Annotated in this window: 9 protein-coding genes; 1 reads left to right on the top strand and 8 read right to left on the bottom strand. The window is 39.2% G+C overall.

The window, feature by feature from the left end:
- Positions 1 to 192: 192 nt before the first annotated feature.
- Positions 193 to 762: a TetR/AcrR family transcriptional regulator gene (locus H7K77_RS19360; protein ID WP_186580387.1), complete on the top strand. Its 570-nt coding sequence runs from the start codon at positions 193 to 195 to the stop codon at positions 760 to 762.
- 77 nt (positions 763 to 839) lie between these two features.
- On the opposite strand, the gene H7K77_RS19365 is transcribed toward H7K77_RS19360, so the two are convergent.
- From H7K77_RS19365 to H7K77_RS19400, 8 genes are all read right to left on the bottom strand, one after another.
- Positions 840 to 4,757, bottom strand: coding sequence for a glycoside hydrolase (locus tag H7K77_RS19365; protein WP_186580389.1), 3,918 nt, complete (start codon positions 4,755 to 4,757; stop codon positions 840 to 842).
- A 475-nt stretch (positions 4,758 to 5,232) separates the two neighbouring features.
- A complete protein-coding gene (locus H7K77_RS19370; RefSeq protein ID WP_186580391.1) occupies positions 5,233 to 7,263 on the bottom strand; it encodes a beta-galactosidase in 2,031 nt (676 codons plus the stop codon).
- A 95-nt stretch (positions 7,264 to 7,358) separates the two neighbouring features.
- Positions 7,359 to 9,569, bottom strand: coding sequence for an alpha-galactosidase (locus H7K77_RS19375; RefSeq protein ID WP_186580393.1), 2,211 nt, complete (start codon positions 9,567 to 9,569; stop codon positions 7,359 to 7,361).
- Between the two features lie 37 nt (positions 9,570 to 9,606).
- Complete coding sequence (locus H7K77_RS19380; RefSeq protein ID WP_186580395.1) at positions 9,607 to 10,434, bottom strand: carbohydrate ABC transporter permease; 828 nt, start codon at positions 10,432 to 10,434, stop codon at positions 9,607 to 9,609.
- Entirely contained in the window at positions 10,431 to 11,348 is a 918-nt protein-coding gene (locus H7K77_RS19385; protein WP_186580397.1) for a carbohydrate ABC transporter permease, read from the bottom strand. Before H7K77_RS19385 ends, H7K77_RS19380 begins: the two co-directional genes overlap by 4 nt.
- A gap of 92 nt (positions 11,349 to 11,440) precedes the next feature.
- Entirely contained in the window at positions 11,441 to 12,745 is a 1,305-nt protein-coding gene (locus H7K77_RS19390) for an ABC transporter substrate-binding protein (RefSeq protein WP_186580399.1), read from the bottom strand.
- A 168-nt stretch (positions 12,746 to 12,913) separates the two neighbouring features.
- The gene (locus H7K77_RS19395; protein ID WP_186580401.1) at positions 12,914 to 14,722 is read right to left on the bottom strand and encodes a cache domain-containing sensor histidine kinase; all 1,809 of its coding nucleotides are present in this window, start codon (positions 14,720 to 14,722) and stop codon (positions 12,914 to 12,916) included.
- A 9-nt stretch (positions 14,723 to 14,731) separates the two neighbouring features.
- Positions 14,732 to 16,240 (bottom strand): response regulator transcription factor, encoded by a 1,509-nt coding sequence (locus H7K77_RS19400; RefSeq protein WP_186580403.1) that lies wholly within the window; start codon positions 16,238 to 16,240, stop codon positions 14,732 to 14,734.
- Positions 16,241 to 16,272 lie beyond the last annotated feature (32 nt).

The following is a 16,272-nucleotide window of genomic DNA, read 5'->3' on the forward strand; positions in this document are numbered from 1 at the left end:
GGCCTTTTTATGCTTGATAATTTTTGCTGCAATATTTATTATTACTCACCCTTTCTTGCATGTTTTTAAGACTCACTTTATCATTATAAGAACACAGTGTTGTCTATTCAACAAACAGTTTACTATCATTTGTGATTTCAACGACACATTTGGAAAATATGTTGGAAAACAGGAAAAAGAGAGGGAGATACCATGGCGTCCTCCAAATTAGACAGACGCAAAAAGTACACAAGGATGGTTTTAAAGGATAGTCTGATGAAGCTTTTAAAAGAAAAGCAGATTTCATCCATTACTGTAAAAGAAATTTGTGAGCTGGCCGACATTAACCGCTCTACCTTTTATTCCCATTACGCAGACCAGTTTGAACTGCTCGACAAAATGGAGGATGAAATAATTGAGGATATGAGAGGATATTTGAGCCAATATCCTTTTGATAAAGAAGAGGACTCTCTTCAAATAATTGAGAAATTAATCGAGTATTTTGCTTCAAAGCAGGAAATGTGTCAAACATTACTTAATGAAAAAGTAGATACAACTTTTCAGAAAAAAACGATGGTATTCGCTCATCAAGTTTTTATGAAAAATTGGAATGAGGTTAATAACCTCGACAAGGATGTTTCAGAGTACTTAAGTACCTTTATTATTAGTGGAAGCATTCATGTAATCAAAACTTGGTTGAACAGTGACATGGATCGATCGCCAAAGGAAATGGCTGAGATTATTAATAACTTAATCAATAAAGGGCTGTTAGGAATGAAGTAATTTTCCATATGCCTGGTATGAAAAGAGGCTATCTCAAAAGTTTGTTAAACCTTCGAGACAGCCTCTTCTAGTATAATCTACGACTTAAATTTTCTTCTTACAACCCACATACTAATTCCGCCTACTAAAAGTAACACCAACCCTACAAGTAGGAAGTTGAAAGTGTTGGTAGCAGTGTCAGGCAATGGTTGTTCTTCATCATCATTTGAATTGCTATCAGCTGTTGACTTATCCACGTCTGCAGCAAAAACGCCGTACGTAGAAAAATGTGATACCTCCAACGTAACATTACCGTCTTTTGCAGAACCACCTTGTTTCTCCCAGTTATCGTTTGCTTCATTCAGATAATAAATGCTCACATCTTCCGAATTAAAGCTTTCTTGATCATAATCTAGCGATAGGCTGAAAGTTCCGTGATAACTATCGTCTCCTGGGTATGTAAAGACAAAGTCATAAACATCCCCTGCTTGCTTAAGCCCATCTGGATCAGCACTTACCTTTTTAATTAAGAGCGTTGTTCCTTCTGGAAGGTCGTCAGGTAATGTTATTTTTGAATTGCTACCGTTAATAGAAATGACAGTACCAGCATGCACTTCTATTGTTTCACCTAACTCAACCGTAATCTCCTTACTAGGAGCTTCTTCTCCTGGAGTTTCATCACCTTCATCTGGTGTCTCATCTCCATCCTTAGGTGGCTCATTCCCGTCTCCCGGTGGCTCTTCTCCATCACCTGGTGGTTGTTCTTCTCCTGGCGGTTCATTCTCATCCCCAGGAGTTCCGTCTCCATCCCCTGGTGGTTGTTCTTCTTCTTTAGCTTTCGTAAAGTTAACCTCATAAGTTTTCGTAGCCTTTTCATCCTCAGATGTTACGTTTATCATAGCTTTACCTGGTAACGACGTCGGCAACACTAGCTCGTAACTTGCAAATAAATCATGCGTTACAACTTCAACACTTGGAACTGTGGCGTCTGCTTCCAGCTCCATGTCATACGCTAACTTCTCGGATTCAAATCCTTGTAATGATTCGCCATTGATTAGAATGTCGTCAAGTAAAGCATTACTGCCAAGACTAGGTGTATCGCCAATCCCCATTAATTCGATTTCCCTAATCGCAATACAAGCATCAGCCATCGCAGTTAAATTGGCCCTAACCATACTGGTCGTAAGCGGCGTCATGTTAATTACTGCTTCATCTTCTCCTTCAACATTTAACTCCGTATTAGGGATGGCAATCCATTCACTTCCATTCCAGTATTCCAAGTTTACGGACTCTGGTGGTCTCGTACCACCATTATCATCATAAAAAGTAAATTTCACCTCTGTAATTTCCTTCTCTTCTCCAAGATCAATTTGAACCCAATCATTCTCCCTCCAGCTATTCGGATCCCAATTCGTCCACCTAGCAGAGCCTTCTTTTACCCCATCATTTAGGTTATTAACATGATCCCATTCCCCTGTAAACGAGGCACTGGCCTTCGGAAACTCTGACCCAGTATTCAAAGCTAGATTTTCAATTCCAGCTTCTAATACTTGAACGTGTGCGACCGCTTTAACGCCTGTACCTTTGACAGAGCCATTTACCGTAAATTTATTCGTGTCCTCGTATAATTTTTGGTCAATATCCTCCCATGTAACTGGCACCGTTACATGCGCACCAACATGAAGTTGAGCAACCACTGTTTCTGGTAAATTTGGTCTTTTTCCTGGTATTGTCTTAACCTTACTTTCCTGAATAGTTGCGATCTCACTAACGTACACGGTAGCTTTTGCTTTAACGGATGCACCTTCAACAGAGCCTTCCACAACAAATTGACCTTCTGCTTCGTAACTTTCTTTAGCAATCTGATCCCATGTAACAGGCTTAACAACTGTTTCGCCATCTCCATACGTGGCCATTACGCTAGTCGGTAATACAGGTTCCTTACCAGGAGTCGTCCAAACCGTTTGCAATTCTATACTTGTGATTCCTACTTCAACAATTGTCCAAGTTTGATTAGCACCAGCATTCGCTTGCCACAAACTAACCGCAGCACCAGCTTCTTTGGACTGGCCTCCTACCTCCAGCAATGTACCACTTGCTTCATTTATAAAGGTATATTCGTTCCCATTTGTCGATAATATCCATCGCTGCGTACTTAAATTTTCATCAGCTGCCAAGACAACGGAACCATCTTGATTCGTTAACACATTGCCCGTTTCCGTATTAACTATTTCATACATTTCTTTATTTGAGTAACCATCCGTCACTTTTTCAAAAGTCCATTCTTGGCCCACTTTATTCCTCGAAACATTTTCTTGGACAACAGACGTTTGATCTTCCTTCTTATCAAGCACTAAGCCACTATTTTTATTCACTAGCTTATAGGCTACATCTTCTTTTACAACCCCTGCATCTACATCGACACCCGAAACGTCAGAAATTACAAATGTTGTAACAGATTTAGGCGCCACTGTGGTGGAAAGACTCTCATCAACAACTTTAACAGAAGCCTTCTCCGCAATATTATCAGTAGCTGATGTCACATATGGGGTTGCTGCTGCTGTGTCCCCGATAGTTTCAAAGCCGGATATATCAATATCAATTGGTTGTGCTGATTCTGATTGATTTGTGTACACCACAACAACCTGTTTACCTTGTTTATCAATCGCAGCCAATGTATTAGTATCATCAGCATTAATCACTTGATATCCAGGACGGATAAATTTAGAATAGTTCCCCATCGCGTAATACTTTTTGTTTTCATGCCATTCTAATGTAGAAAAATCTTCCGGGTCAAAATCTACTTGGATCAGACCCCAGTTCATATTTTCATGCTCTGCATTCATATTTTCTTCATCTTCAATCGCTTGCCAGAGTACCCAAGCTTGAGACTCTAAATTACTAAGGTCTGACGTAATCCGTTCCGATAGGGCAAGACCTGGTTCGATGTTATCAAAGTCTTGCGGAATTCCGCCTGGACCTAGGTCTACCTCAGACATCCATAATGGCTTGTCTTCAATCTTAGCTAGATCTCTAACAGCTGAACGAGCGCCAGGCCAATAAGTATGAACGTTCATTTGTCCGACATTCGCCTTAGTAGCATCATCATATTGATACCAATTATTTCGAAACTTCTCTGGATTTGTCTCATCCATCGCTGCGACATTTACATCCAGATTTAATGCTTCTATTTGTTTGCTTACTTCGTTGATCATTTTTGCCTGTGAAGCAGGATCCCAGTGTGATCCTTCTTGTCTTCCTTTTGCTCCCCAATAATCGGTGTTTGGCTCATTAACAGGAGAAAGTGTGCTTATATCGATATTCATCTCTGTTTCGAGATGCTCGACTACTCTTGTGAGGTATGTTGCAAAATTTTGATATTGATCTTGTTGAAGGTTATCTTCTGCAGAATTCCAGTTACCTGATGTAAAGCCACTTTGTGTCATAAAATAAGGTGCAGAGTTAGAAAATGCTTCAAACGTATCTGCCCCTCGTGTTTGAGCAGCTTTTAGCCACCATTGCTGATTTTTATCTTTATTAAAATTCCAATGCTCAGGATTGGTTGGATCCCACCAGTCTTCTTGTTCTACCCAATCATCTCCAGCATTGTCTGGTGGAGAAAATTCAGCTGGACGATTCCAATACCCAGGTACCGCTCCCCCTGGACGCATGTAGGGCTCTGTTTCCGGTGAATCTTGGCCACCAATATTATAGCGAGCAATGTTAAAGTTTAAGCCATCCTCACCAAACAAAGCATCCGCTAATTCATTTCTAATTTCATCTGGCCATCCACCAGTTACATTGGCAAACCAAACAAGTGCCGTACCCCATCCATCAAAAGGAGCATGCTGGTAGCTCGGGTCTAATTTAATTGTTTTGGCTTGATCTTCTGCATTTGACTCTACTGTTGTTTCAGCTGCGACTGTCATAGGCGTAACTAATCCAAATAAAAGAATAGCAATCGACCCTAAAACAGTTAATTTACTTAATAGATTCCTGAGATGCTTTCTGTACAATAGATCTCACTCCTTTATTATTCACTTTCTCTACAGCATATGTCTCTCAAAATAGGATAGCTAGATTAGTAGTAACACTATACGAAACGATAAGTTCAAACACCCCTTTCCTTGACATAAACAGTATCCTTCAGAGACCACCCCCTTTAATCCAAACCAAAATAAAGCGCTGTCATTTGCTTTTATGTAAAGAATGACACAGTTAAGATAAAATCTGCGTCACCTGGTTGCGATAATTTGCTCTGCTCTCCATTATCCGCTCTATTACAACTCAATCTTTGCGGTATTTTTCTCCACTCTCCATTATCTGCTCTATTACAACTCAATCTTTGCGATATTTTTCACCACTCTCCATTATCTGCTCTATTACAACTGAATCCCTACGAATTCACCAGTTACTGCACAATCTATCCCTATCGCAAAAATAAAAGCACCTATGTAAAAAGGGGAAAGCAATGTTCCCCCTTTTCCAGCCTCACCCTTCTGTTAAAATCAAGACACCTCTAGCCTCCAACGAAACCGTTCCTGTCACCTGATTACCTTGAAGTAGCTCTTGATATTTTTTATTCCCTAGATCAATCGCCACTTGTTCTTTATTATGATTGAGCACAAACAAGTAAGTCTGTCCGTCCTTCGCTCTTTCCGTTGTCTCGACTCCTTCTGGTACACGTAAAAGTGGCGAGATTCCCTTCTCTTCACAAATGTTATCCATCAGACCTTGAAGAAAATCACTGTCAGGACTCGAAGCCACATAATACGCTTTTCCTTTTCCAAACTGATTGGCGGTTACGACTGGCATTCCTTGATAAAAGTCGGACCCATAGGTAGCAAGCACTTCTGCCCCTTCAGAATGAATTAGATCAAACAGGAGATTGCAGCTATACTCCCCTTTTAAATTCCCCCAATTTTCCTTCATCACAATTTGATTCGTCTCATCTGGATGTAGCGCATCGATTTCCTCTGCCCAAATGCCTAACACATTCCGTAGTTCACCTGGGTAACCACCGAGCGTAACTAAATCATTTTCATTCACAATCCCACTAAAGAAAGTAGTCAGGAATGTACCACCATTTTCGACAAATGCCTCTACCTTGGCCGCATACCCGCTTTTCACCATATAAAGCACCGGCGCAATCACGACATCGTACTTCGATAAATCCTCTTCGACTCCAATCATGTCAACCTGGACATTCAGTTTGTACAAGGCATCATAGTATTTATGAACCTCTGACACATAATCTAAAGCAACAGACGGTCCACTCGTTAGTTCGGTTGCCCAACGGTTTTCCCAATCATAGACAATCGCAACCTTCGCATTCACACGCGCATCTAATAACGTATCACCTAAGCTTCCTAGTTCTTGCCCCAATTGTGCAACTTCCTTAAATACTCTCGTATGCTCATTACCAACATGTTCAATCACGGCACCATGGTATTTCTCACAGGCTCCAACAGATCGTCTTAGTTGGAAATATAAAATCGTATCCGCACCACGCCCAACTGCTTGGTAGCTCCATAAGCGCATCACACCAGGACGTTTTAAGGAATTATACGGCTGCCAATTTTGTTGACTTGGTGTTTGCTCCATCAACATAAACGGCAATCCACTTTTTAATCCACGCATTAAATCGTGTGTCATTGCTGTAAAACTAACCGGCGTATCAATCGATGGATAGTTGTCCCAAGACACTACATCCATTTCCTTCGCCCATTTAAAATAATCAAGCATCGGAAACGTTCCCATTAAATTCGTCGTGATTGGTGTATTAGGAGTATGCTTTCGAATCGCATTGTACTCTAGCTTATAACAGTCTAGTAAACTGTCAGACATGAACCGGCGATAGTCGATCGAGATGCCCTGGAAGTCAGAAACCTCCCCTTCTCGTTCCTCGCTCAGGATATTTGGTGCGACGATTTCATCCCACTCATAGAACGTATGACCCCAAAAGCCTGTGTTCCAAGCCTTGTTGACCGCTTCGATTGTTTCATATTTTTCACGAAGCCATTCACGGAAAGCATCCTGACATTGATCACAATAACAATAGCCTCCATACTCGTTCGACACGTGCCAGATAAGAACTGCGGGATGGTCTTTGTATCGTTCCGCTAGCTTCTCCGCAATTCGCTCAGCGTATTTTCGGTAAGTAGGACTATTCGGACATGAGTTATGTCTGCTACCGAACTTTCTTTTTCTCCCATAAAAATCAACACGTAATACATCTGGATATTTCTTAGCCATCCAAGCTGGATGAGCCGCCGTACTTGTTGCTAAACACGTGTAAATTCCATTTTCATGGAGTCGATTAATCTTATCGTCTAACCATTCAAAGTTATACGTATCCTCGTCTGGTTGATTTAATGCCCAAGAAAACACATTTAATGTGGCAACATCAATCCCTGCAAGCTTAAACATCCGAACATCTTCATCCCAAATTGCAGATGACTCCCACTGCTCCGGATTGTAGTCTCCACCATGCCAAATTTTCGGTAACTTATCATTAATCATAAATGCCACTTCCTTTCTCGATTTTCATTACTAGCCAAGCACTAACTAATTGAATAGATTCTTCTATCACCCTATATTCTTATGTTTACTCTCCTCTACACCTTTGTCACCTTAAATATGGTAGAGGAAAAGTCGCCAACGAAGGAATCTGATAAATATTTTTCAAGCTGAATACCAGCGTTCATTAACTCATCACCATAAAATGTCGTTTCTATTTCATTAATACGATACTCGTAGTTTGGATCTAGTCCAGCTAGAATTAGTCTCTTAAACCCAGGATTAGGATCAGCTAACACTTGGTAATACCCAACTAACGCTTCTGTCTTATCCTCTGAAACAACCATCCAACTAGTTTCATTGCTGTTGACTACAAACGGGCTTGTTAGTCTGTAAAATTCTCCTGTTTGAATTAAGCCTCGATTTTCCTTATAAAATGCTGTTTGCTTCCTAACTTGCGCCTTTTCCTTCTCAGTCATTTTTGTTATATCTAGTTCATAGCCAAATGTACCGAAATAGGCCACGTTTGCTCTCGTTTCGAGGCTTGTTATTCTACCTACTTGATGATTAGGAACAGCGGAAACATGGGCACCCATCGCACTAATCGGATAGACCATCGACGTACCATATTGAATTTTTAAACGTTCTACAGCATCTGTGTCATCACTCGTCCAACCTTGTGGGGCGTAGTAAAGCATTCCCGGATCGAAACGACACCCACCACTTGCACACGACTCAAATAGAATATGTGGGAAATCAGCTATTAGTCGTTCATATAGCTGGTAGACACCTAAAATATAGCGGTGAGCCACCTCCTTTTGTCGATTGGCAGGTAATGACAGAGAACCGATCTCTGTCATAAAGCGATTCATATCCCACTTCACATAGGAAATTGGTGCTTCCCTTAACGTCTTTGCCATTAGCTCATAAATATAATCGACAACCTCTTGACGGGAAAAATCTAAGACATACTGATTTCTACCATGAGATAGCTTGCGTTCTGGTCGATGAATAACCCAATCAGGATGCGCTTCATAAAGCTCACTCACCTTCGAAACCATTTCAGGCTCGAACCAAAGGCCAAAGTCTAATCCTAACGCAGTTATTTTCTTTGCAAGACCTTCTATACCATTTGGCAATTTACGTTTATTAACAAACCAATCCCCTAGTGATGTTGTGTCATCATCTCGCTTCCCAAACCAACCATCATCAAGAACAAATAACTCCACACCTAGCTCTTTTGACTGCTCTGCAATCTCGACTATTTTCTGTTCATCAAACTGGAAATACGTTGCTTCCCAGTTATTTATTAATATTGGTCGCTCCTGATCACGCCATCTCCCTCGTGCAAGCCTAGTGCGATACAGCTTGTGGTAAACCTGACTCATCCCATTTAATCCATTATTCGAATAAACCATGACTACTTCTGGTGCTTGAAAGCTTTCTCCCTTTGTGAGCAACCAATTAAAATCAAACGGATTAATTCCGATCATTACTCGACTAACATCATAGTGATCAACCTCTACCTGTGCCAGAAAATTTCCACTATAAACGAGACTAAAGCCGTAAACATCCCCATGCGTTTCTGTTGTCTCTGGCCTTTTTAACGCTAAAAACGGGTTATGTTGAGAACTACTCGTTCCTCTTGCACTACTTATACTCTGTATCCCTGGGACAAGCTGTCTCTCCTTCATATGCCTTTCTCTTGCCCAGGCACCTGACAGCTGCAGCATCTCAAAATTAGAATCTGGCAAATCGACACTTGCACTCATTACTCTTGTAAGATTAACCGGCTCATTTCCATGATTGATAAATGTTACAGATCTAGTAATCGCATCTAATGACTCAAATACACTATAGGAAAGCTTCATTTCTACGTTGATCACAGCATCTAGTAAGGAGATTTCTAGTGTAGTAGCTTCTTCCTCCCTTTCTACATACGTTGCTGGTAAGCCTTCTAGCTGCTTTTTCCCTTTATAAACACAATGCGTGTTGTATTCAAAATTAGTCGTTCTACTCCCGTTTTCTTGTAACAATTGAAAAGCAGGTTCTCTGAAATCGGTGTTTCCAAACGTTGGATATTCCTGTTTAATCAAATCCAACGAAAATTCCAAGTTTCCTTCATACTCATAATTCGTGTTCGGTCTATGGGAAACATGATACAGGCGTTCAAATGAGTCTCGGTGTCTCAGCCTTTTCCCATAATAGATCTGTCCCAATTGGTTATTTTCTAATCGTTTAAAAATATAACTAACATTCTTCGTTTGCAGATGGAACTCGTTTGTTTGGTTATTAAAATGAATCGTCATAAAATCCCCCTCAAAGTAACACAATGAATCGTCGTGCTTATCCTTTCACTGATCCCATCATACCTGCAACAAAGTGCTTTTGCATAATGAAGAAGACAATCGCTGTCGGTAATGTAGCAATCACGATAGCTGTCATAATCACACCATAATCTGGTGCGTAACTTGAACCGAGGTTAGAGATAAGCAGCGGAATCGTTCTCTTCTCAGGTGATTGCAAGATTACTAGTGGCCATAAATAGTTATTCCAGCTATTCATAAAGGCGATAATCGCCGCAGCTGCATACGTTGTTTTCATCGTTGGTACGTATATACGGAAAAAGATACCGAGCTCACTTAATCCATCAATTCTTCCAGCTTCAATCAATTCCTTTTGGAACATTTTCGTATTTTGACGGAAGAAAAAGATAAAGAATGCTGTCGTTACAGTCGGTAAGATTGCTGCAGCTAATGTATCAATCCCGATCCAAGGCATCGTATCGGATACTCCACCAAACAGACGATATAACGGAATCATAATCGCAGCAAACGGAATCATCATAGACACTAACAAAATCGTAAACGCGATATCTTTCCCACGGCTGCGATACATCTCGAATCCATAGCCAGCCAAGGAAGCAATTAACAAGGTTAATACAGTCGTAATTACCGCTATAATTGTTGAATTCACAAATGCCGGCACCATATCTACCGTTGCAAATAATTCTTTAATATTGGCAAAGAGGTGTGTGCCAGGTAGCAGTTTACCTTGTGTAACATCCACTGATTTATTGGTCATGCTGACGAGCATCCATAGAAATGGAAAGATAGATACAATCGCCGCTACACTTAAGAAGCAATACGTTGCTATTCTTTTTATCTTCTTCATTTGTCGTCACCTGCCACTTTAAACTGAATAATAGATAAGACTACGATCAAAATCACGACAACATAAGATACCGTTGCGGCATACCCAAAGTCAGGCGTATATTTAAAGGAAAGGTTGTAAATATATTGAGAGATCGATAGTGTTGCGTTTCCTGGGCCGCCTTGTGTAATATTCATTACCTCATCAAAAATTTGAAGTGTACCTATCGTCGAGGTAATCGATGTAAATAAAATAATTGGTTTTAATAGTGGAACAGTAATTTTAAAGAACTGCTGAATCGACGATGCTCCATCCATTTTTGCTGATTCATAAATAGATCGATCAATATTTTGCAATGCTGATAAATAAAAGATCATATTATAACCAGTCCATCTCCACGTAATCGCCATGATAATCGTCACCTTTGCCCAAAACGGATCTGTTAGCCACTGAATCGGCTCTTGTAAAAGATGTAGGTTCATTAAAAACTTATTGACCATTCCATCTGTCGCAAACAAATATTTAAAAATAACAGAGTAAGCAACCAATGACGTTACACAGGGTAAGAATATCGCCGTTCGGAAGAATCCTTTGAACTTAAGCGTTGCATCATTTAACAAAACAGAAAAGACCATAGCAAGGACGATCATAATTGGCACCTGTACAATTAAAAACGTAAACGTATTCGTAATCGCAGCGATAAAGCTCGGATCATTAAATAGTCGAGCATAATTGTCGAACCCGGTATAGGTAAGGTTTGCACCTGCCCCTGATTGAAAAGACAAAATAAAGGCCTGGATCATTGGATAAAAGTAAAATAAACAAATGGCTAAAATGGCGATAATCGTAAATAACCAGCCCACACCATTTTTCCTCCAAAAAAACCGGAAGCTACTTTTCTTCAATGGCGTACCACTTGATTTAGAAAGTTGCATGATGCTCTACACCCCTTTATAGAAAAATGCCGAGGGTATCACCTGTTAAAAGCGGGTGAGATACCCTCGGAACTATTATTTGGTACTAGCAATTATTTCACTTGCGCTTCTGCTTGTGTTTGGGCATCTTTTAAGACTTGGTCTAAGTCTTTGCCATTCAAATAATTCTGCATTTCAGCTATAAGAATATCTTCGATTGCATAGGTGTGCATCCCATAGTTAACTCCTGGAATCTCTTTCGTCCACTCAGAAAAATCTGAAATGATCTTTTGGCCACCGAAGAACTCATCTGCAGCATTGTACGCGTCGCCTTCCGCTGCAGGCTTATAAGTACCAATCGCACCAATTTCTGTAACAAGATTTTGATAGAATTCTGTGTTAGAACCAAACGTATCAGCAAGGAATTCAGCCGCAGCTTCTTTTCCATCTACATTTAATACGTACCATGAGCTACCACCTAAGTTAGATGCATTAACAGCTCCATCAATTGATAATTTTGGTGGTGGAACAACTGCCCATTTTCCAGATTGGTCTGCTGAAGCTTTCACACTAGGTGTTATCCAGTTACCTGTTGGTACAGAAGCAACTTCACCTGAGTTGAATGCCCCAACAAATTGACTCCAATCCGATACAACTTTTACTGTATCTGATTCCATTAATTCTTTATAAATCTCAAAAGCTTCTTTCAACGCCTCATTATTAGCTAAGTGAGGTGTTGAACCATCTTCATCTAAATACCAAGAACCAGCCGTTTGAATCATCATACGAAGCTGAGCTAAATCGTTTGGATCTAGGGTTAACATACTTTTCCCTGTTGCTTTTTTCACTGCTTTTGCAACTTCGATGTATTCTTTCCACGTAATATTCGTTACATCTTCCACCGTATAACCTGCTTCTTCTAAATAGTCAGTACGCACATATAAACCAGCTACACCTGAATCAAAAGGTAAACCGTACTGTTCACCATCTAAACTAGTTGTTGCGACTTTATAATCGGCAAAATCATCTGGATTAAAGTAGTCTGAAATCGGGACAAATGAATCTGGGTATGCTTGTAAAAAACTTTGTGCGCGATAATCTTCAATTAACACAATATTTGGCATTCCTTTTGTTGTCCCAGAACTAAGACCTGTATTCAATTTTTGAATAATATCATCTTGTGCATTTTCAATGACTTCGACTTCCACATCCCCAGTGTAAGCCTCTTTTGCTAGATCAAGCGCTGCAATATTGAAGTTTGGATCCCATGCCCAAACTGTAATTTTGTCAGTACTTGCAGCTTCTTTACCAGTATCTTCCCCTCCATCAGTATCCCCACTCGAATCGTCAGATGAGGAACATGCTGCAAGGATCAAAATAAACATTGCAGTAAATAAAAATAATAACTTCTTCTTCATTAACAAAACCCCCTATATTTTTATTTAATGTAAGCGTTTACTAACTTACACTTTGTAGTATATCACTGTAAAAAAAAGACCGTTAGCACGATCTTTAGTGTTTACTTTGATTTTTTTTAGGTATTTGGTCAAGTAATGTATGTGAATTTCTGAATAATAGTATTATTTTTAGAAATTGGTAATATATTTTGAAGCGCTTTCACTATTTACTAATGGCAATTCAATAACAACAGTTGTTCCTTTATCTAACTCACTTGAAATCTTCACCCCGTAGTCTTTTCCAAACAATAGTTGAATCCGCTCATGTACATTGCGCACCCCGATCCCACTAAATAGCTGACGTTTACTTTTAAAGTTTAATGGTAGGTTCTTGGCACTATTCCCTTTCGTATCCATCCCATCACCGTTATCGATTACCTCACATACAAGTCGATCTTCCTTCCGAGCAATAAGCACCTGAATGTAGCCCTCCTTCTTTTTGGAAAAAGCATGAAAGAATGCATTTTCTATAAACGGCTGAAGAACAAGCTTTGGCAGTAGATAATCCCGACAATCTGGAGATACAAAATAATTTACTTGAATTTGTTTGCCATACCTTCCATGGTTGATCTTGACATAATTTTCTAAGTTAACTACTTCCTGTTTCACCGGAATCATTTCATTAATGTTCGTTAAAGAACTTTGTAATAATGAAATTAACGAATCGATCGTTTCAGTAGCTTTTCCTTCTTGGCCTTGCTGAACCATAAACTTAACAGAAGTTAGGGTATTATATAAAAAATGCGGATTAATCTGATGCTGTAAGACTTCTAACTCTACTTTGCTTTGCTTCTTCTGCGTTTCGATTAATATACTGACATAATCATGCAGTTCATTAAGCATATAGTTAAATGCACTCGCAATCTTTTTCGCTTCGTATCCATGACTAACGCTAACCTTCTTACTAAAATTATATTTAGCCATATTGGATATCTGTTGAACAAGCTTACTCAACGACTTAGTCATTCGCCTTGTAAAAATAAACACAACAAGAACTGCTAAGATCACGATCCCAATACTAATCAATACAATTTGTTTCGGATTAACTAAGTTTTCTATTAACGAATTTGTATCAATTAAATTAACTAAATACATGTCATATGTAGGAAGATACTTAGATAACAACATATATTTTTCCCCGAATACTTCAACATTTTGATAGGTAGAAGTAGAGGTTGGATCATCGTTCTTTTTGGAGTAGTCTAGTAATTGCGTTGATTTTTCTCCAACCTTATTTTTTAAATTACTAGAAATAATTGTACCTGCTGCATCTAACAGTAGAATACTATTGGCATCGCTCGTATAGCCGTCGTAAAAACTTTGTAGTTCACTCTCTTTAATAGAAATAAACAAAGTGCCGTAAACGTTCCCAGTCGATCTCTCTGTTAGGGCTTTTGATGTCACGATCATTGGTGGGTAGGTAGCAGTACCTGGATCATATTGATAAAGTATCTTATCAGGTTGCTCCAACGCGCTTTTGTGTGCTTGATGTTCCCTTAATTGTTTTTCTGAAACAGACCAAAAGGAATAATTCATATTAAACGGATTTGGATTATTTTTTCCAAGTACAATCATATTTGCTTCATATGGTTCTAAAATCGGATAAATCGGATCCATTTGCTCCAAAATATCATGGGCAGATCTTCCCATTGCAAGCGAATTTCCCTCTGGCTCTGTTAGCACTCTTTTAATTGTTCCGTTATTCTGCACCTTAATAGCTGCACTCACGACAGCATAGCTATACGATTCAAATTTGGTCGTAATCTGGTTGAGAACTTTCGTATTTGTAATCCCAAACGTTTTAACAAAAAGAGCCCCAGACATACTAATCGAACTGTAGGTAATCAATATCGATACAGAGACAATACTAACTACCGTAACAACGAAGATCTTGACGAATAAATTATTGTTCTTGATTGTTTGAATGAATCTACTCATACCACATACCTACATCCCTTTCCGAAAGCCACTCGGGGACATGCCTTTTACTTTCTTAAAAACTTTACAGAAATAACTATGGTCGGAGTATCCAACCATCGCACTTATATCGGAAATGGAAATCTCACTGTTCTTTAAATAATCTGCTGCCTTATTAATTCGAACTTTATTAAGATACTCGCTAAATCCTTCGTGATGATGGGTACTAAAGTAGTTGGATAAATAAGAAGGGTTAAAGTGAAAATGGTTAGCTAATTCCTTTAAACTAAGCTGTTCGGTACAATGCTGCTCAATATAGTGCAACAACCGATGCATTTTTAAGTCGTCCTTCCCCTCATTCGAAATGGATAGGATTTGACTAACTTGTGCGATAAAGTCCTGTAAAGTAGCAATCGCCTCGCTGCTATGCTCTGCTTCGTTAATGGCAGAAAAATACTTATATTTATCTTTCTCTAATTGATCAGTATCGTATTTCATATTACCCATCAAAACAATCACATTGAACATTACATTACCTAAAAAGGACTTAAATTCAACGCGATCAGTCGTATATTGTTTCGTCAAGGTAGTAACGTGTCTAGATAAATATTCACATGCTGCGGAAAATTGCTCCCTTTTAAATAACTCGATAAAATAGTCTAAATCAAACTTGGGGTTCGACTGACCAACCTTTGGGATCTCATCATAAATAAGCACTTGATCGTCTAAATAAAATTGATAGTTTTCTAACATCATAAGGTTGTTGTTGTATATACTTTGTAATGCGTGAAGCGATTGAAAAGATATGCTTAATATCCCTTTAGTTCTCTCATTTCTCTTAAGAAGATCATGGACAGCATCCTTAACCTGTTGAAATTGAGTATTATCAAAGTTTAAGAGAAAGATCGTCTCTTTTTCCTCTTCTTTAATTAAATAAATAGTGATACCGCTTACAATTCGGGTTAAATATGATATAATTTCTGCTTGATTTTCACCCAATGGTTCTCCAGTCACTTTAAATATACTAAAGGTATGGTGTGCAAATTTACTTGTAATCCAACCTTCATCTAGCTGTACATCGTAGCCTAGTAGCAGCTTTTTGATAAGCGGTTCAACAGATCGGTCCTCTTCTTGATCATTAGACTCAACATCCTCCGGAAGACGCTCCACAATTTTGCTTAATACTGTCAAAAGCTCAGGTCCATTTATTTTCGGCTTTAAAATATAGTCTGACACCCCGTTATGAAAAGCCGAGCGAACATAATCAAAATCTTCAAAACTACTTAACACAATAATCTCCATTTGAGGGTAGCGTTTTTTTACTTCTTTGACCAGTTCCATCCCATCCATGACGGGCATGACAATATCAGTAAGGATAATATGAGGCTGTGACTTGTCCATCAGCTTTAAAGCCTCCTGGCCGTTCGAGGCCTCTCCAACAATTTGGAAGCCTTCTTCTTCCCATTTAATATAGTTAATAATTCCTTGTCTTATAAGCATCTCATCATCCACAATTAACACTTTCCACAACTTTTTCAACTGACACTCCCCCTTACTCGGTGTACAATCAG

This window comes from Aquibacillus kalidii, assembly GCF_014280935.1.
Classification (GTDB): Bacteria; Bacillota; Bacilli; order Bacillales; family Amphibacillaceae; genus Aquibacillus_D; species Aquibacillus_D kalidii.

Excerpts from the sequence above, each read along its gene's own strand:
- H7K77_RS19385 (WP_186580397.1), bottom strand. The coding sequence starts at position 11,348 with ATGCAACTTTCTAAATCAAGTGGTACGCCATTGAAGAAAAGTAGCTTC.
- H7K77_RS19370 (WP_186580391.1), bottom strand. The coding sequence starts at position 7,263 with ATGATTAATGATAAGTTACCGAAAATTTGGCATGGTGGAGACTACAAT.
- H7K77_RS19380 (WP_186580395.1), bottom strand. The coding sequence starts at position 10,434 with ATGAAGAAGATAAAAAGAATAGCAACGTATTGCTTCTTAAGTGTAGCG.
- H7K77_RS19375 (WP_186580393.1), bottom strand. The coding sequence starts at position 9,569 with ATGACGATTCATTTTAATAACCAAACAAACGAGTTCCATCTGCAAACG.
- H7K77_RS19395 (WP_186580401.1), bottom strand. The coding sequence starts at position 14,722 with ATGAGTAGATTCATTCAAACAATCAAGAACAATAATTTATTCGTCAAG.
- H7K77_RS19390 (WP_186580399.1), bottom strand. The coding sequence starts at position 12,745 with ATGAAGAAGAAGTTATTATTTTTATTTACTGCAATGTTTATTTTGATC.
- H7K77_RS19360 (WP_186580387.1), top strand. The coding sequence starts at position 193 with ATGGCGTCCTCCAAATTAGACAGACGCAAAAAGTACACAAGGATGGTT.